Origin of the sequence: Clostridium hydrogenum (assembly GCF_021432385.1) — a bacterium.
Classification (GTDB): domain Bacteria; phylum Bacillota; class Clostridia; order Clostridiales; family Clostridiaceae; genus Clostridium_S; species Clostridium_S hydrogenum.
Window position 1 is genome coordinate 273,956 of sequence record NZ_JAEACT010000002.1, and the last position, 16,884, is coordinate 290,839.

Genomic DNA, 16,884 nt, shown 5'->3' on the forward strand with positions numbered 1-16,884 from the left:
TGTATTTTCACATATTTAATCTTTTACAAAAAACTATATCCATAAAAATTTTAATACATATTAGGCATATTTGCAAGTTATTGATATTAAAAAATTCAATTTTCTTCCTTACAGCTTTCTATATATCTTAAACGAGATATGCAATGCAAGTTTTAAGTTTTGATTTATTCAAACGTCTATATTATTCTTAATCTTCATTTCTTCAATCATCCACTTATACTGTAAATCTCCAAACCCATACTCAGAAAAGATACTTTCTTTCTATTTCACTTTGTATATTTTTAATAGTTTCATTTTTCACCGCTGTGTTCTCCTCATTTATAAATTTAGGATAAATATTTTTACCTTCTATTCACTCTTATTAACTTAATTGCCGATGTTACTCCAAGAAGAATAAATGCTAATTGGATAAATAGTAGCCAAGTATCAATATTCAACGTATGTTTTCTACTCCCTGATACAGTTACTTTAGTATCAATAAATCTATCTTCAACAAATGCCTTTGTCCCATACAATTTTTCTATTTTATTTAGCAATTTAGTATCTGTGATTTTATGAAGAACTGCACTATCAAAATCAATGGTCTTACTTTTGTATGCCTGCGTAGCCTCTTTATAATTAACTACTGCCACAATTTTTTTATCTCCAAGCGTGCCTACACATAAGTATCCATTCATATCTCCATATAAATTTCTTTTCTTTGCTGTATCGTAAGAAAGATAGACGTCTTTTACTTGTCCCTTTTCGTTTTTTACTGGTATACGATACAAACTCAAAAATGCTGCATCTGTAAGCTTACCCTTAACATTACTTATATCTATTGGAAGCTTATTAATATCCTCTGAACTATTTACCAGATCGCCCTTGCTAAAAAACATAGCAAACTTCAAAGTATTATTTAAGGAATGATAATCTTTAATCCCAATCTCCTTCATAGATGACTGTATATTTACAACTTGAATTAATAAAATCACTAAAAAAATAATGAGCCTTCTTATAAAAATCCACTTAAGTTTTCTTTTTAACTGACCATCAGTTAATCTTCCAATTTCTTTATATAATTCATCTATTTCAGCCCTTATTTCCTTATTCTTTTTATGACTTTTTTTAAGCTCACGCACAAGTTCTAAGTTAACTTGTTTAAGCAAAACCTCAACTTCAGCTTGAAGACGTACTACACCCTTAAGCTGCACAAGCAATTCTTTGGCTTTTTTAGCTTCTTTAAAATACAGGTGACAATTAGCCGCAAAAAGTTTAAAATCTAGATTATCAAAACCGATACTTTCAATAACTTTACACTCATTTAACACCTTTTCCATTTCGCCCATGTCATGTAACAATTTTGCCTTATAAAATCTAGCACATACATCATTATTATCATTTTGTATTAGTTTTTCATATATATCTAGTGCCTTGTCCACATCGCCTCTATTGACATAACATCTTGCTTGCAGGATAAATACATCTGGATCCTCTGCATAAATATTATTTGCATTACATATACATTCCTCTGCATATTCAAATTTCCCATTAGAAAGTGCCTCAAAAGCCTTCTCTCTATAATCCAAAAAAGTCTCATAGTTAGCTCCTTCAATTTTCCTGAAATAGCAATACCTAAGCCCATTGTTATCTTCAATCTGCTTAAAGAGATATTCTACAAACTCCTTGGGATAATTGTCGTAAAGATAATCCTTTTGTTCCTTCCAATTAAAATTATCATAAAGAAGCTTCCATACATTTTGTGGTAGATAGTGATTTTCCATTAAAAACTCTATCATATTATCACTCAACAATTTCTTATCGCCCATATACCACATAACTTCTGAATTTAAAATTTCTATCCACTTCTCAGTATTTATTCGTGAAAAAAAGTCATTGTATAGTATTTTAACTTTATCAATAAACTCCTCAACACTTTTTCGAAAACTAGGCACCTCATTATAATGTGCTGAAAAATCAACGTGAGGTAGTGGCTGAACTTCACTTTCTAACTCTTCCTCTTTAGAAGAGGCTTCATTAACCTTTTCCGGTATGCTGTTCTCTATTGTTTTTTCTACCATCTTACTTTTTATATATTTTAAAGCACCATCATATGCCTCCCTTAATTCTTGATAACCTTCCGGATCATCTTCTGGACGATGCAATTTTAATTTTTTTGCATAGGCTTTTTTCACCTCAGAAATATTGTCTGTTGGATTAATATCTAAAATACTCCAAAAGTTCATACTTATCTAAACCTTTCAATTTACCTTTTTTATAAACGTATAATTATATGATAAAACAATCATAAATATCTGTATAGTATATATTTCTAGTCTCTCTGTTAATCCTAATATGTTCATTCTCAAATTCATAGAAATGGGAACAGTTGCACCAAATATTGTTATTAGTATCGCCATTATCAAACAAATCCTACCTAAGCATTCTGTATTTTTCTGTTTTAAGTAACCAACTGCAATTAAAAACGAGGAGGTAATTGTAGTAAATACAACAATAATTGTGACAGTAATATGCATAACATTTTGAAAATTCATTACCGTCTTATCTCCGCTCAATGGAAATAAACTATATCCAAAGGTTGAAGTCAATTGCATTATCATTAATACTATATATCCAATCTTACACATGAGGTTATACTCGTCAAAAGCTTTTTTGATAAGTGCTACTAAAAATAAAATCATACATACACTATATACATTGCAAAATATACTCAAAATGTTTCTATTAGGCGCCCCATCAGCTGTAAGTGAACTAATATCTGTTGTAATTGGATTGTACGCTTTCCATAAAATTTGCCCAATTATTGTGTGTGCAATATAAAACAATGCCCCTACCATTCCTAATGGCATAAATCCTCTATAAATCTTTTTCATAGTATACCTCCTATAGGCATCTTAAAGAAAATAACGAGTCAAACTTATTACTTTTTTAAGATGCCTTAATCTAATTTTATGTACTCACATATAAAGCTTACATGTTTAAACATCTTTTTTATAACTAGCGCTGTATCTTCTCCATTATTTACAGCATGAGCATACTCAAATGTTAATGCCAAAAGACCGTAATTATACTCATCTGCTATAAGCTCCATATCAATTTTTTTTATCATTTTTTTGCTATACATAATTTTTAAAACTTTTATAATAAATCTTGATGGTTCAGAAATCATATTCTCCAGCATCAATTTTTTTGCTTTCTCATTTCTAAATTGCTCTGTATATATTATTCTTGCAATATCATCAAGCGTACCATTCAAGGATCTTCCAAAGCTAATAATCAACTGCTTAAATACATCTTCAACAGACATATAACTAAGCATCTTTTCAATTTCTTCTTCACTAGGCCTGTGTGCTGTCAAATTTTCAGCAAAATAATCAAACAAACTAATAAGAATTTCTTCTTTGTTTTTATAATGATTGTATATAGAACTCTCCTTTATGCCTACCTCTTTAGCTATTTGTCTCATTGATACTCCATTATACCCTTCTTTAGAAAACAGCTTTACTGAAGTCTCAAATATTTTTTGTTTTGTGCTTTTTTTAATTTCACTACTATGCATATACGTACCTCACTTTTATCCTTAACTAACAACTGATAGTTTTATATTTAAATATTACTATCAATTGTTAGTTATGTCAACAGAGATAAAAAGCAAAATAAGAAGAACCTCCTCCAGCATTATCCGGACTTGGTTCTCCTTAATTATTATGACTAATAAATTTTTATGCTATTTCAAAAAGAAAATTAGAAAAGTTATAATACATATGCTTATTGGAATACATATGGAATTTATCACTCCCGCAAGACCTTCATCACATTTGCATAATCCCGTAAACACTGGTGAAAGAACTGAAACTGGTGCAAATACTAATATAATTAGAACTTTTTTTATTTCTGAAGAAAATGGTATAAAAAAGTATATTATCAAAGCAAAAATAAGTGCACTTAAATAGCGAATACCTACCATTGAAGCAACTTTAAACAATTGATTCTTATGAAAATTACATTCAAATATCATTCCTATCATAAGCATTGATAAGAAAGCATTTCCAGCACTTAAATTTGCAGTAACATTATATATTGCTTTTGGCAATTTAATTCCTGTTATAGCCAATATAAGCATCAATAAATATGTATCAAAAGGTACAGATGAAAAAACTTTTCTAAGAAAGCCTTTGATGCTCTTAGGGCCGCCCTCTCCTGCAACTCCTGATGCAACAGCATAGGTACCGCCTGTACACATTATGGAATTACCTATATCAAAAAGACTTGTTATTCCAACTGCATATGATCCTAAAAAGCTTTGTACATAAGGAAGTGTAAAACATCCTATATTGTACCCTGCAAGATTAAGAATATTAAATGCCTTTTCCTTGTTATCCTTATTTCTTGCTATAATGTAACCAGTTAATGACATGATTATATTAGCTAAAAACCCAATTAAAACAATAAAAAGCATGGATTTATCCATATTAAAATTTGCAAATGCGGTAATAAGAGCACAAGGTAAAGTTATATTCATAATAATTTTAGTAACAATTTTATGATCTTTACTTCCAAATATGCCCGCTCTTTTAAAAATATAGCCAAGTACAATAATAAATACAAAGCTAAAAGCCTTTATTAATACGCCTTCCATTAAATCAACTCCTCATTTGATTATGCCCTATTTTTCTTCATCTTTTTTACCTTTTTATTATAATACTTTTCATTGTTAAAGTGTCCATAATTTTGTTTATCTATAAACATAGTATATAATAATATCTAGATTTCGAAACATGCTGACTTTACCAATTATAATAAAAGGCAAAAATAATTTTTGTCATGGAGGTAACTGTATAAATGGCTAAGAATCAAAACGTTAATGGAAGTTTTCATTACAATAATATAGAGAAGAAAGATAAGAACTTTATGTATCAAAATCTTCAGAGAAGCAATTGCTATAATAGCAATTTTTCAAATTCAAATTTTGATTATGTAAGTTTTAAAGGAGCGCATTTTAAATCATGTAAGTTTTTCCAGTGTACTTTTAGATGGGCAGAATTCATTGGAACAAATTTAAAAGGGAGCAATATGAGCGATGCTGTATTTGAAAATACTATATTCGACTCTGTAAATTTAGATGGAGTTAATTTTAAAGATACCAAATTTAGCAATACTATATTTTTATCCACTGATATTGAGGAACTCTTTAATCCAAGATGTATCAATTTACCTTTCTCTCTGTTATACTAATATATATTGAAACTAGCTCAACTACAAACTATCCATGCACCATAATCCCTTAAATATTGGCATTTTGGAACATAAATAGTTTAAGTTTCACAGTAGTTTCACTCTAGTGAAAGAGGTGTTTTTTATAAATACGAATTATAAAAACGTAGAAAACAAATATGAAATTCAAGGAAATGTAGCTTTAATTTCATTGCTTAATAAGAAAGGTTCCAAGCTTATAGCTAAAATAGACGTTGACGATATAGAAAAGGTTAAAAGCATGGGAACTTGGTTTGCCGAATGGCATAAGGATTTTAATAGTTATTTGGTTCAAAATATAAGCTTAACTAAAACTAATAAAAATTCTACTCCACTAAAGCAAAATCTACAAAGTGTAATTTTAAATACCAATCCTAAGGCCCCTATTAAACACATAAATGGGGACACTCTAGATAATAGAAAATGTAACATAGAAATAGTTGAAAGAAATACTAAGAATGATTATGAAATTATAGATGAAAGTACTATTGCTATAATTTTAAAAGATAGGAATGGTAAGGCCTTTTCTAAAGCTCTAATATCTAAAGAAGATTTCAATACTGTTCTTACTGATGAGTTTAGTTGGGTAGAGTATAAAACTCATGGTAATATTCACGTTGTAGCTAATACTCCAAATGGCAGAATTTATTTAGATAAAATGCTTATGAATCCTGGTGATAGCGAAATTGTCCACCATATTAATCTTAATCCATTGGATTGTAAAAGAAACAATATGGAGATAGTGAATATCCTTGATAAATAAAAGGAGTGAAAAATAATGCACGAATATATGAAAAACCTTAGAACCTATATAGGTCATGATCCTTTATTATTAGTTGCGGCAGGAGCCATAATCCACAAGGATAGGAAGATATTATTGCAAAAACGTGGAGATAATGGAACCTGGGCTATACACGGCGGATGTCTTGAATTAGGAGAAACCGTTGAAGAAACAGTTAGGCGTGAGTTAAACGAAGAAATAGGTATAACACCAATAAATTTAAAATTTTATAAGATTTTTTCTGGTGAGGGCATGCATTGTACATATCCCAATGGAGATGAAGTTTATTATATTAACGTTATTTTTCTATGCGATGAATATGAGGGTGAGTTAAAACAGGATGATGATGAAGTAGTTGAACTCAAATGGTTTGATGTGGATAATCTCCCCGACAATATTAATACACCTGTAGATAAAGCTATATTGAAGGGTATTGATAAAGTCATATAGAAGAATTTTTATAAACAAATAATAAATATTGCGAACCAAGGTGTAGTACAAAATCAAAGAACAAGGGACAGGTACATTAAAAATAATGTGGTCTACGAGTATCTCGAAATCTTAAATAAAATTTTATAAACGGATTAAAACCAAGTAGTGAAAGAACGTAACCCCCTATGTTTATCTGCGCCATTAGCTATATTACTATGTAAATTTAAAACTGATTTAGGGGCTTTAAACTTATTCGTGAGTAGGTATGCTGTTATAGCCTTACTTAGTTTTTCGCAAATAAAGTTATACTCTTCGTCATTTTCAATCTTTATTTTAAATGGAATAAGGGTATTAGTTAACTCTTGATTACTTTTAACTTCAGGATCATTCAAAACATCATTTAATTCATTTAGTAACAGGGAACTTTTGTCCATTTATGAAACACCTCCCAAATTATATTATATCTTATATTACATCGAGTTTTTACAAAAAACAAGCTTGTATAATTTTCTCTATTTAAAAATTTTAATCTTAATAAAATGGCTATGTTTTAAATAAGTGTCAAAATCAACACTTATTTAAAACATAGCCAATAATATAAATTGGACCTTGTCAGCATAAGTAATGTGCTCATAATGCCCATAAAAGCTCTTCGCTTGTTATTGTATAGGAGGATGTGAAAAAATAAAGTTTTTAGTTTTATTCTAAATATTTATCCCCGGAAACATTAAGTTCTTTTCTACTTCTTTATAGCCAAAAGACTTATAAAGACTCATTGCAGTTTTATTTAGCTCCCATACCTCCAGTTTTGTTTCAATTAATCTATTCATTAAGAAATAATTGAAAATATAATTAATTATAATTTTTGATATTCCCTTTCCACGTACTTCTGGAAGAACATATAAAGTTTCAATATATCCCAAACCATCTTTTTCAAAAATCGTACATCCACCACATTTCTTTCCTTCAATAAAAAAGTATAAATTTTTAAAATAATTTTGTGTACTTTGTTCCATAAGTATATCTTTATCTAATGGTGATATAAAAATTCCATCATATAGTTCCCTATATTCCGCAAATTCTTTCTCTACATTTAAATCTATTTCACTTACTTCTACTCCTTTAGGAAGTATATATTTAAAATCTTCTTCAATACTTGCTTTCATGATAACGCTATAATCTTCCTCAAATCCATTTTTGGTGTAAAAATCCATTTTATCCTTGTTATATTCAAATCCAGAGTATATTCTTGCACTTAAATCGGGGCCTTTCCTACGAATCTCATTGGCTCTAAAAAAAACTTTATCAAACAACGCTTGCTTTACCTTATCCTTTAAAAATTTGTCCATATTTTCTTCTATATTAATATCTATAAAAATAAGATAAGGTATTTCTTCTATCTGACAATGGTTCATATTAGGATATACATAAGAACTTCCCAAATAACTTCCATCATCATTAAATGCTAAAAAAATATTATTCTTATTGTTACCATACTGGTCTTCAACTGGATTCTTTATTTCAATCCCCATATTTTTACCCCCTTTTTTATCTTCTTCCTACAGGAATCCATACCTCACAAGTATAATCGTCATATTCATTGTCATCCCAAAAATACTTTTCTATGTATACTCCCTCTACCTCTTCAAATCCTGATGTTGGAAACCATTGTGAGTATATTCTCTTCCACAAATCTCCTATGGCAAATCTATTTAAATTATTGGCCTTTACATCAAAAACAGCAAAAGTACATGAAGGTATCTCTACTACTTTATATTCATTAGGTATGTCTTTGTTAGGGATTTCCCATCCCATCATATATTTTCTACTTCCATCTTTCTTAAAATCGTAATGAATCCCATGTAACATATTCATTTTAGAAAATCCTAAAAATTCATTAATTCTATGATGTGTTCCATCATCCCAAATTCCATTACAAAATTGTGGTATTTCTTCATATAGTGCATTATCAACTATGGTTGTTTCAAAATCCACACCGAAAACCTTAAATTTTTCCTTTTTAACTATCCTATAATTCAATTCACACTCTCCCTGAATTGATATCTGAAATGAGATCTTTGGAAAAGCTTTTAGTCTTATATTTCCCTTTTTTATTTTTGAAGGTGATACCCCATGTAGCCTTTGGAAAGCCTTAGTAAAAGCATCTATACTTTCATACCCATACTTTATGGCTACATCAATAACCCTTACATCCTTAGAAGTTAATTCTTCTGCAGCAAGAGTTAACCTTCTATTTCTGATATATTCCCCTACAGTAAATCCAGATAATGAATGAAACATTCTTTGAAAATGGTAACGTGATGTAAATGCAATCTTTGCTATTTCATCAATATCTATAGTTGAATCCAAATTAATCTCAATATATTCAATTACGTTGTTAAGCCATTTATTTATTTCCAAATCTCAGACCTCCATTAAAGTATATAGAAACGAATAGCTTTATTCTCGACTTTTTGTGCTTTGGTTTGTCCATTATGATTTACTTGCAATGTACATGTTTTTCCTTATAATTTTTTCTAAACTAATAAATCTTCCAACCTCGAAACCGCTTTGATGCAAAAGTAAAAGTGTTAATAATCTAGACATTCTTCCATTTCCACAATTAAACGGATGGATGCAAAGAAAATCCAATATAAATGCAGCTATTAAAACCAGTTTATCATGAGGGTGTCGCATTAGCATAAAAAAATATGCTAATGCGACACCCTTGTTTTTAGCTGTTTATGCTATTTTTTAGCAATATTCTGATTGATAGCAAGTTCAACATCAAAAAAACTGTTCACTTTAATAAGCCTTTGCTATTGAGGCTTTTTTCGAATTAAAATGATTTTAAGATTTTAAAATCAAGCACTTTTTTTGATTGGAAAAAGATGTGTTTCGGTTTTATCCAATTGAATTTTATTATGTAACTTATTTACATTATGTGCCATTGCGAGCAAAATACTTTCCGCCAAAACATTATTTTTACCTTTGCTTAAATATCTGCGAAATCCCATATCTTGTTTTATCTCTCCAAAAGAACCTTCTACTTGAATGCTTCGATTCATCCTTAATTTACAACCTTCCTCGCTTACAATTCTTTTAAGATTATCTTTACGAAGTTCATTGAATAGTTTAGAAGTTTCAAGATTTTTAGTTCTTTCTTCTAATGGAGTTTTACAATTATGTCCTTTTATGCATTTGCTCTTATATTTACAATTACTGCAATCTTCGCATGTATAAATTGTTTTTTCACTTATATAGCCTGTCTTGCTCTTCCTGTTTACTATTTTATTCACAGTTAACTTCTTATTATTTTTACAGGTATAGTAATCACCAAATTCATTATATTCCATATTCTCTATCCTACTTATATCACTTTTATATTTCTTCGTTTTAGATATTTCATAATTTGTTGGTTTAATAAATGATAGCTGCATATTTTCTTTAATGTAAACATAATTTTCTTCGCTCTCATAACCTGCGTCCGCAGTTATGTTTGAGTACTTAAAATGCAGAAGATTTTCCATACTTTTTATAAATGGAATTAATGTTGTGGTATCTGTAGGCTGAGGGCCTACAGTAAGCCATACTATGTATTGAGAATCTACTCCATGTTGAACATTGTAAGCAGGTTTTAACTGACCATTTTTCATTGCATCTTCTTTCATTCTCATAAATGTTGCATCGTTGTCAGTTTTTGAATAGCTGTTACGTTCACCACAAGTATAGATTTTTTTTGTATATTCTTTTAGCTTTTCAAGGTATTCTTCAAGTGTTTCAATAGAACGTTGAATTGGATTTTTTCGTTTTCCACATCCATGTACAAATTCTATATTTTCCTTCTGTTTTAAAGTATAAAGTTTCTTTCTAAGTTTTTTTATATGCTTTATTTTAACCTTGTTTTCATATACAATTTTTATACCATATAGTTCTTCACACTCAGCTACAAAATCAGCCAATTTAGAAAGCAATCTTTCTAAATTTTTGCATACTGATTTCTTCCAAACAAAAGTATATTTATTAGCACAAGCTTCTATTTTAGTACCATCAATAAATATATCATTTCCCATAACTTCTCCAATTTCATAAAGGAAATTAGACATTTCAGCCATGATTTCCTTTGCGCATAGCGCAAAGTGTATACTGCGAAACCTTGCAAATGTAGAATGATCAGGTGCTTTAGAATCTCCTAAAAGGTACATAAAATTAACATCCCTTTTACAGGACTGTTCCATTTCTCTTGATGAGTAATTATGATTCATATAAGAATAAAGTACAATTTTAAGCATCTGACGTGGCGTTGCTTGATTCTCCCTTATACGAGAGTAAGTCGAATACAAATATGTTAAATCCATCTCCTCAATAAATTGACTTAGCAAACGCACCGAATCATCAGCCGGAATTATGTACTCAATATTTAGTGGAAGTTTTAATTGATAATCTCCCTGAATTGAAGTATAATTTTTATGTAAATTAATGTGTTTAGTCATATGTTAATTTTACCATAAATCTTTCACTCTTTTGAGTGAGAGATTTATTTTTTGTATTAAAAAAGACTATCGCACTAATTTTTTAGTGCGACAGCCCCTTTATTAAAATATCATATTAAAATAAAATAAACCTTATCATTTCACTTTAAATGATAAGGTTTATTCTTAATATATAATCATTGGGAAACTTTCAATTTATCAGATTATAAGTTTGAATTTATTTTTTAAGTTTTAAATATTTTTCCTGCTTTCCTTTACTTCATGCTTGCCATTTAATGAACGCTTTGTACAGTTCAGTCCCACAAGATAAGTGTCTATGAGCAATTTGAAGCTTACATCTATATCGAGCGGAAGTCCAAATCCACCTTTCTGTTCCAAAGAAGCAAATCCATGAAAAATACTACGCAGCCCTCTTGTTGCGTGAAGTGCAGTTTCATCATCTAAACCATATGCACAAAGAACTTTAATAGACAGTTCTACTATTTTATCACTCGCCTTCTGTAGTTCTATATCATTTATACCATTATTAATAAATGTTGCTTCATATAATCCAGAATGATTACGAGCAAACGTTATATATGCTTTACCTAAAGCACGAATGGCATCATCACCTGCTACCCCTATGGTTGCTTGTATTAAAGTATCGTATAACTGCTCCATTCCATATATTGAGAGTTTTTTCCGCAATTCACTCAATCCATTTATATGATTATACAAAGATGGTGTCTTAATCTGAAGTTTATTAGCCACCGATGCTAAAGTAACTTCATTTATACCATTAGTATCCGCAATTTCTGCCGCTGCTTTTAAAATTCCTTCTAATGTGACTTTTCCTATTCTTGGAGACAATTATCTTACCCCTTTTCTTATTGTATTGTTCAAGTTTTTTTCTGCCACTGAAATAGCATATCCAATAGCTCTTTCTGGCTGTTCTATCATCTTCCCATGACCAGTTGCAAGCAAAGAAGGCTGATACTGATTCATCCTTATAGCGCTATTAATCGCCAGCTCTTTATTCCATGTAGCCATAGCCGGAAATGGAAATAAAGGTCGAACTTGACCTCCAACTGCAATTCCACCCCTTGTTTGAAATGCATCCCCTACAATCAAAACTTTGCTACGTGTATCAAAATATGACATTGATCCTGGAGTGTGCCCTGGTGTAGATACCGCAAGCAATGATCCTATTCTATCTCCATCTTCAAGAAGTATGTCGGCCCTTGTCTTCAGTTTCTTAGGGACACCTCCTCTTATTGGGGTATTAGGTTCATCTTCATCTAACGTACAATCTCCGCTCATTAATCTTGAATCTCTTCTTGAAGCATATACAGTAACATCTTTAAGTTCTTCTTTTAAATCATCTAATGCTCCTATATGGTCTTCGTGGATATGGGTTAGAAGAATCCTAGTAATAGGTTTACCAATTTTTTTAGACATACTTAGAATTCCTTTACTACTATATGGCAATGCTGAATCAATCAAAGTTAAACTATCTTTTTCTTCAATTATATAACAATTAACAGGAAAAAGTCTTGGTAAAAATGCTAGTTGATATATCGTTTTTTTATGAACAACTTTCATATAAATATCTCCCCCTTTTCATTAATACTTACTTCAATAACTAATTATATTAATATATTAACTAATATCATTAGTTAATGCAAGAATAATTTCTATTTTTATCAAAAATTTTTCCAAATTAATTATTTAGTTTTTTCTACTATCCTCCAATTATGTTTTTGGGTCACGATTATAAATCTATAATATCAAAAATACCCATTCAATGTTCCATACTGCAAAATATGTCCCGCCATTGCCTTCTGTAACTTTTTTTTGCCGGAATTTTTGTTCAAGTTAAAGGTTATGTCTAAAACATATATTTTAAATACGTATTTATGCGTACCAAAAGGAGGCTTTGGTCCCCTATAATAATGCTTACCACCGTAATCACTCTTTCCTTGAACTGCATTTCCTAATGATTTTACAATCTCTTGCTTTGGTACACCTTCTGGAATATCGCTAAAACTAGCAGGTATATTCCAAATTAACCTGAGCCTCAACATAATCACAAGGATTCATTCTCTTATATAAAACAAAAGCAACTATTAGTACTGCTACAGCACAAAACCCTTTAATAAACATTTTCATACTATCCACCTCCCACCATTAAATTAATCCTCTTTGATGAAGACTATTATATGATGCACGTTCTTTTTTCTCTTTATTTTTTAAAATAAATTTTTTAAAAATAGGTTTAATATACACTGCAACCACTAATCTCATAATTATATTTTGAAAATGATACTTTTTATCGCCTTCTATATCTTTTGTAATTTTTCTCCCAAGCTTATTAGCTTTATTTAAATCATCAGTGCTTTCACAAACCTTCTTTTCAACTCCATTAACCATAGTGTGAATACCTAAAGTTCCTGAAATATAGCTTCTCTCAAATATGCCAAATTTAAATACGCCTGTAAGTTTCTTCGCTACATTTTTTGCTCCATTCCTGTTATACGATGTAGATATTCCAACACCATACTTTCCCCCAAGTAAAGAAGCATATAAAGTGTAAGTACCTAAACGTTCTAAAAAGCATTTCATTGCTGCATTGTACTCTAACGCATAGGTTGGAGAGCCTAATATAATTCCATCTGCCTCATAAATAAGCTTTCTAATTTCTTCAAAGCCATCAGTAATAGGACATTCTCCTTTTACATTACACATTAAGCATCCTTTGCAAAATTCAAGTTTGTAATCTGCAAGAAATATTTCCGTTACAATTGCCCCTTCCTGCCTTGCTCCATTAAGTGCTTCTCTCACTAGTGAGGCAGTATTACCGTTACGATTCGGGCTACTTATGACTCCAACTATCTTAATATCTTTTTTCATATTTTCTTCATCCTCCATTAATATTTCAATTTCCCTTACAGAATTATAAATAATATAATATGATTTAAATATACGCATTGTAATTCAAAGTTACATATTGTAACCTTAGTATACGTTATGCTTATTCATTTTGTCAATAGAATGATTTTTTATATACTAAATTTCTATAGACCATAACATTTTTAACATAAGTAAGCCTATATGTTATAATATTGAAAAGTTATATAATTGATTCAAGGAGATGATAACATGGTTAAAATGGGATGCTTAGCTAGATTCAATAATCCATATGAGGAAGAAGTAGAATTTGCAGAAAAAAATAATTTTAAATTAATGCAAGTCTGGTACGATAAAGATGGCATTAGAAATCACGAATCAGAAGAAAATAGGCTAGATAAAATTATTCGTTTCGGATTTCCTACAATTATACACGCTGTGCTAGATATTAATGAAATAGAAGAACATACAATAAAATTAATAAAAATACTAAATAAACTTAATCATAAGGATTTAATAATTCATCCAATATGTCACAGTGAGGCTATTGATAAAAATACAATATATAAACTTTCAGATATAATCAGCAGAACATTAAAATTACTCAAACCTTATGGAATAACTCTTTACCTTGAAAACAATAGCAAATTAGACCCTATATTTTCAACATCGAAAGAAGTACAAATAATGTTTACTCATAATCCAGATTTGGAGTTTTTAGTAGATATTGCTCACATCTATAGTTATGAGCACTTAAAAGAAATAGTTTCTGTAAAAACCCCAAAAATACTTCATATTACGGACAAGCACTTTAATGTTATACATGAACATCTGCCACTAGGATATGGAGAAATTGATTTTAAGTATATATTTGATAAGATTCTATGCAATTTCGATGGAACAATTATTTTTGAAATAACTAAACAGAATGGAGATATAATAAAATCCAAAGAAATAATCGAGTCGTTATTAGATAATGAAGGATGATTTTCATCACTTTTTCCTTCATTCGTTTTAAACACTTTAACCATTCATATTTTTTTGATCCTATAGTGTCATACTTTCGAAATCCAAATTTCAGCATCTGCAATATTCTTAAAGGTTCTGAAATCGTTACCTTTGTTAGCCTCCATAATCATTTCTTTAAATCTATCATTATATCTTTCTTCACCTTCTATAATAACCGCAACTTTTACATGATAGTTTATAAATTTTTGTAATGCCATACCTGCAAGTCTAGTCTTAAGCCTAAAAAAATCTTCAGATAATACGTTTGAAGGAAGCATAATTGTATAAACGTCATTTTCCATACAAATGGATATACAATCCACCACATCTTGCTCTGAAGAAAGTTTCCATGATTCAGAAATAAATTTGCTTTACGATTTCTCTCACTTCTCCAATAGTAACAGAATCAATATTTGATTCTTCATTAATCTTTTTAGCAATTAGGTTGTTGTGTATTACATTTTAACATTAATAAAAACTCTTTATTAATATGTACTTAATCATATTGTATTTTGCTGTCTATATACTTATTATTGAAATATAGAATATTCTTAATTAATGCTTAAATAGGAGAACTATACTTTATGAAAAATGTTATTAAATTTTATGAAAAAGGTTCAATAGAAATATTATATGGCAAAAGCACTCATTGCTTTCCACTTCATAGTCATGAATGTTTTTGTGTTGGTGCTATTACTAAAGGTTCTGCACTATTTACAATAAATAATAGCAAGTGTTTATTAAAAGAATCTATGGCTTTTATTATTCCACCGAATACTGGAATTTCTATAACCCCAAACTCCCAATATGATTACATAACAGTATGTTTTAAAAATAAATTAAAAAAGCAAGTAGAGCATATTCTTTTCAATAAATTTTTTCTTAAGATAAAGTCTAATGATGAAATATTCACTTTATGTGATATTTTTAAAGAGAACAATAATGAAAAACAACTTTTAAATTCCATTCTTACATTAATTAATAGTGCTATAGCTACTGATCCTCTAGTCAGAGAAACTTCGCCAAATGACACTGTATTATTAATTTGTGAGTATATAAAGCAAACTGCAACTAAAAATTTTAGTTTAGATAAACTAGCGGAATCATTTTACTTATCAAAATATTACTTAATCCGAATGTTCAAAAAAGAAATGGGTGTAACCCCTTACCAATATTATATTCAAGTAAAAATGAGAATTATACGAAGGCAAATTTTTAATGGTAAATCTGAAACTGATTTAGCTATTAATTTGAATTTATCAGATTCAAGCCACTTATGTAAAATATTCAAAAAACAGATGGGCATATCCATTCAAGATTATAAAAAAAACCTAATAAGAAAGTGAGCAATATCTTACAATTATTTTTTTTTACAATATGTTACCATATAATTGTACTTAAATAAAAAATAAAATGCATTTATTTAAAGTACGTATTAGAAAGGTGGTTATAAATATGAAAGTTAAGGCAGCATTTATTTTTGTAGCACCAGAGGTTGATTACAAGATTCATAAAACTGTTGTTGATACTCCTGTTGTACATTTAACTGTAATTGGTGTAAAAAACTACACTGAAGCTGTACACGTTGCAAAGGAATTAGTAAATCAAGGTGTTAAAGCTATAGAGCTTTGTGCTGGATTTGGAAATGAAGGAATAGCACTTGTTAGTAAAGCAGTAAAAGGGAAAGCATCAGTTGGTGCAGTTAAATTTGATCATCATCCTGGATTTGATTTTAAAAGCGGTGATGATCTATTCAACAATTAAAGTTCCTTACATAATCCAAAAATTTATATTTACTTATGATAAGGTATCTCACCTAATAGAATTAGCCTTAAGCAAGTCATATTAATGCCTAAGGCTAAAAGCCTCACTTACTTGCGATACGGTTCTCCGTACCATTAGCATATGCAATTTTTTTGCTTTTGCATTGTTACAGGCTGTATTTTGGTTTAGAAATGTAGCTGGCATACGCAAATCTTTCATAAAAAATGCCAAAAACTTCACAATAAAATTTGGCATTTCTTTTATGGA

Annotated in this window: 20 protein-coding genes and 1 pseudogene; 6 read left to right on the top strand and 15 right to left on the bottom strand. The window is 29.6% G+C overall.

What is annotated here, in order from left to right; all coding sequences use genetic code 11:
• Positions 1-341: 341 nt before the first annotated feature.
• The 4 genes from CUEA01_RS01245 to CUEA01_RS01260 all read right to left on the bottom strand — a co-directional run bounded on the left by CUEA01_RS01245 (position 342) and on the right by CUEA01_RS01260 (position 4,639).
• Positions 342-2,225: a tetratricopeptide repeat protein gene (locus CUEA01_RS01245; RefSeq protein ID WP_234117325.1), complete on the bottom strand. Its 1,884-nt coding sequence runs from the start codon at positions 2,223-2,225 to the stop codon at positions 342-344.
• A gap of 15 nt (positions 2,226-2,240) precedes the next feature.
• Positions 2,241-2,873 carry a DUF998 domain-containing protein gene (locus CUEA01_RS01250; protein WP_234117326.1) on the bottom strand — a complete coding sequence of 211 codons (633 nt, stop codon included), beginning with the start codon at positions 2,871-2,873 and terminating at the stop codon, positions 2,241-2,243.
• Between the two features lie 65 nt (positions 2,874-2,938).
• Positions 2,939-3,559: a TetR/AcrR family transcriptional regulator gene (locus tag CUEA01_RS01255; RefSeq protein WP_234117327.1), complete on the bottom strand. Its 621-nt coding sequence runs from the start codon at positions 3,557-3,559 to the stop codon at positions 2,939-2,941.
• 168 nt (positions 3,560-3,727) lie between these two features.
• The gene (locus tag CUEA01_RS01260) at positions 3,728-4,639 is read right to left on the bottom strand and encodes an AEC family transporter (RefSeq protein ID WP_234117328.1); all 912 of its coding nucleotides are present in this window, start codon (positions 4,637-4,639) and stop codon (positions 3,728-3,730) included.
• 203 nt (positions 4,640-4,842) lie between these two features.
• On the opposite strand from CUEA01_RS01260, the gene CUEA01_RS01265 reads away from it, so the two are divergent.
• The 3 genes from CUEA01_RS01265 (at position 4,843) to CUEA01_RS01275 (ending at position 6,484) form a co-directional block, all read left to right on the top strand.
• Positions 4,843-5,235, top strand: coding sequence for a pentapeptide repeat-containing protein (locus CUEA01_RS01265; protein ID WP_234117329.1), 393 nt, complete (start codon positions 4,843-4,845; stop codon positions 5,233-5,235).
• Positions 5,236-5,350: 115 nt separating this feature from the next.
• On the top strand, positions 5,351-6,016 hold the full coding sequence (locus tag CUEA01_RS01270) for a hypothetical protein (RefSeq protein WP_234122097.1): 666 nt from the start codon (positions 5,351-5,353) through the stop codon (positions 6,014-6,016).
• Between the two features lie 15 nt (positions 6,017-6,031).
• Positions 6,032-6,484: an NUDIX hydrolase gene (locus tag CUEA01_RS01275; protein WP_234117330.1), complete on the top strand. Its 453-nt coding sequence runs from the start codon at positions 6,032-6,034 to the stop codon at positions 6,482-6,484.
• 134 nt (positions 6,485-6,618) lie between these two features.
• Here CUEA01_RS01275 and CUEA01_RS01280 read toward each other — a convergent pair whose 3' ends face one another.
• The 10 genes and pseudogenes from CUEA01_RS01280 to CUEA01_RS01320 form a co-directional block, all read right to left on the bottom strand.
• A complete protein-coding gene (locus CUEA01_RS01280; protein ID WP_234117331.1) occupies positions 6,619-6,900 on the bottom strand; it encodes a bacteriocin immunity protein in 282 nt (93 codons plus the stop codon).
• Positions 6,901-7,170: 270 nt separating this feature from the next.
• Entirely contained in the window at positions 7,171-7,998 is an 828-nt protein-coding gene (locus tag CUEA01_RS01285; RefSeq protein WP_234117332.1) for a GNAT family N-acetyltransferase, read from the bottom strand.
• 16 nt (positions 7,999-8,014) lie between these two features.
• Positions 8,015-8,887, bottom strand: a complete 873-nt coding sequence (locus tag CUEA01_RS01290; RefSeq protein WP_234117333.1) for an AraC family transcriptional regulator — start codon at positions 8,885-8,887, stop codon at positions 8,015-8,017.
• Between the two features lie 105 nt (positions 8,888-8,992).
• A pseudogene (locus CUEA01_RS01295) lies at positions 8,993-9,148 on the bottom strand (Fic family protein); the annotation flags it as partial.
• 182 nt (positions 9,149-9,330) lie between these two features.
• The gene (locus CUEA01_RS01300; protein ID WP_234117334.1) at positions 9,331-10,959 is read right to left on the bottom strand and encodes an IS1182 family transposase; all 1,629 of its coding nucleotides are present in this window, start codon (positions 10,957-10,959) and stop codon (positions 9,331-9,333) included.
• Between the two features lie 231 nt (positions 10,960-11,190).
• Complete coding sequence (locus CUEA01_RS01305; protein WP_234117335.1) at positions 11,191-11,808, bottom strand: TetR/AcrR family transcriptional regulator; 618 nt, start codon at positions 11,806-11,808, stop codon at positions 11,191-11,193.
• Positions 11,809-12,540: an MBL fold metallo-hydrolase gene (locus CUEA01_RS01310; protein WP_234117336.1), complete on the bottom strand. Its 732-nt coding sequence runs from the start codon at positions 12,538-12,540 to the stop codon at positions 11,809-11,811.
• Between the two features lie 185 nt (positions 12,541-12,725).
• The gene (locus CUEA01_RS01315) at positions 12,726-13,022 is read right to left on the bottom strand and encodes a YbhB/YbcL family Raf kinase inhibitor-like protein (protein ID WP_234117337.1); all 297 of its coding nucleotides are present in this window, start codon (positions 13,020-13,022) and stop codon (positions 12,726-12,728) included.
• On the bottom strand, positions 12,985-13,107 hold the full coding sequence (locus CUEA01_RS24825; RefSeq protein ID WP_268906133.1) for a hypothetical protein: 123 nt from the start codon (positions 13,105-13,107) through the stop codon (positions 12,985-12,987). Before CUEA01_RS24825 ends, CUEA01_RS01315 begins: the two co-directional genes overlap by 38 nt.
• A gap of 18 nt (positions 13,108-13,125) precedes the next feature.
• Positions 13,126-13,848 (bottom strand): flavodoxin family protein, encoded by a 723-nt coding sequence (locus CUEA01_RS01320; protein ID WP_234117338.1) that lies wholly within the window; start codon positions 13,846-13,848, stop codon positions 13,126-13,128.
• A gap of 249 nt (positions 13,849-14,097) precedes the next feature.
• Between CUEA01_RS01320 and CUEA01_RS01325 the strand changes: the two genes are divergently transcribed.
• Positions 14,098-14,832, top strand: a complete 735-nt coding sequence (locus CUEA01_RS01325) for a sugar phosphate isomerase/epimerase family protein (protein WP_234117339.1) — start codon at positions 14,098-14,100, stop codon at positions 14,830-14,832.
• A gap of 68 nt (positions 14,833-14,900) precedes the next feature.
• Here the strand turns inward: CUEA01_RS01325 and CUEA01_RS01330 are convergent, their stop codons facing one another.
• The gene (locus tag CUEA01_RS01330; RefSeq protein WP_329603982.1) at positions 14,901-15,215 is read right to left on the bottom strand and encodes a DUF4180 domain-containing protein; all 315 of its coding nucleotides are present in this window, start codon (positions 15,213-15,215) and stop codon (positions 14,901-14,903) included.
• 222 nt (positions 15,216-15,437) lie between these two features.
• On the opposite strand from CUEA01_RS01330, the gene CUEA01_RS01335 reads away from it, so the two are divergent.
• Positions 15,438-16,199, top strand: a complete 762-nt coding sequence (locus CUEA01_RS01335; RefSeq protein WP_234117341.1) for an AraC family transcriptional regulator — start codon at positions 15,438-15,440, stop codon at positions 16,197-16,199.
• Positions 16,200-16,308: 109 nt separating this feature from the next.
• Positions 16,309-16,617, top strand: coding sequence for a DUF6506 family protein (locus CUEA01_RS01340; protein WP_234117342.1), 309 nt, complete (start codon positions 16,309-16,311; stop codon positions 16,615-16,617).
• Positions 16,618-16,884 lie beyond the last annotated feature (267 nt).

Bases quoted from the DNA above. Each gene is read 5' to 3' on its own strand.
- CUEA01_RS01245 (WP_234117325.1), bottom strand. From the start codon at position 2,225: ATGAACTTTTGGAGTATTTTAGATATTAATCCAACAGACAATATTTCT.
- CUEA01_RS01250 (WP_234117326.1), bottom strand. From the start codon at position 2,873: ATGAAAAAGATTTATAGAGGATTTATGCCATTAGGAATGGTAGGGGCA.
- CUEA01_RS01255 (WP_234117327.1), bottom strand. From the start codon at position 3,559: ATGCATAGTAGTGAAATTAAAAAAAGCACAAAACAAAAAATATTTGAG.
- CUEA01_RS01260 (WP_234117328.1), bottom strand. From the start codon at position 4,639: ATGGAAGGCGTATTAATAAAGGCTTTTAGCTTTGTATTTATTATTGTA.
- CUEA01_RS01265 (WP_234117329.1), top strand. From the start codon at position 4,843: ATGGCTAAGAATCAAAACGTTAATGGAAGTTTTCATTACAATAATATA.
- CUEA01_RS01275 (WP_234117330.1), top strand. From the start codon at position 6,032: ATGCACGAATATATGAAAAACCTTAGAACCTATATAGGTCATGATCCT.
- CUEA01_RS01280 (WP_234117331.1), bottom strand. From the start codon at position 6,900: ATGGACAAAAGTTCCCTGTTACTAAATGAATTAAATGATGTTTTGAAT.
- CUEA01_RS01285 (WP_234117332.1), bottom strand. From the start codon at position 7,998: ATGGGGATTGAAATAAAGAATCCAGTTGAAGACCAGTATGGTAACAAT.
- CUEA01_RS01300 (WP_234117334.1), bottom strand. From the start codon at position 10,959: ATGACTAAACACATTAATTTACATAAAAATTATACTTCAATTCAGGGA.
- CUEA01_RS01310 (WP_234117336.1), bottom strand. From the start codon at position 12,540: ATGAAAGTTGTTCATAAAAAAACGATATATCAACTAGCATTTTTACCA.
- CUEA01_RS01315 (WP_234117337.1), bottom strand. From the start codon at position 13,022: ATGTTGAGGCTCAGGTTAATTTGGAATATACCTGCTAGTTTTAGCGAT.
- CUEA01_RS24825 (WP_268906133.1), bottom strand. From the start codon at position 13,107: ATGAAAATGTTTATTAAAGGGTTTTGTGCTGTAGCAGTACTAATAGTT.
- CUEA01_RS01320 (WP_234117338.1), bottom strand. From the start codon at position 13,848: ATGAAAAAAGATATTAAGATAGTTGGAGTCATAAGTAGCCCGAATCGT.
- CUEA01_RS01325 (WP_234117339.1), top strand. From the start codon at position 14,098: ATGGTTAAAATGGGATGCTTAGCTAGATTCAATAATCCATATGAGGAA.
- CUEA01_RS01335 (WP_234117341.1), top strand. From the start codon at position 15,438: ATGAAAAATGTTATTAAATTTTATGAAAAAGGTTCAATAGAAATATTA.
- CUEA01_RS01340 (WP_234117342.1), top strand. From the start codon at position 16,309: ATGAAAGTTAAGGCAGCATTTATTTTTGTAGCACCAGAGGTTGATTAC.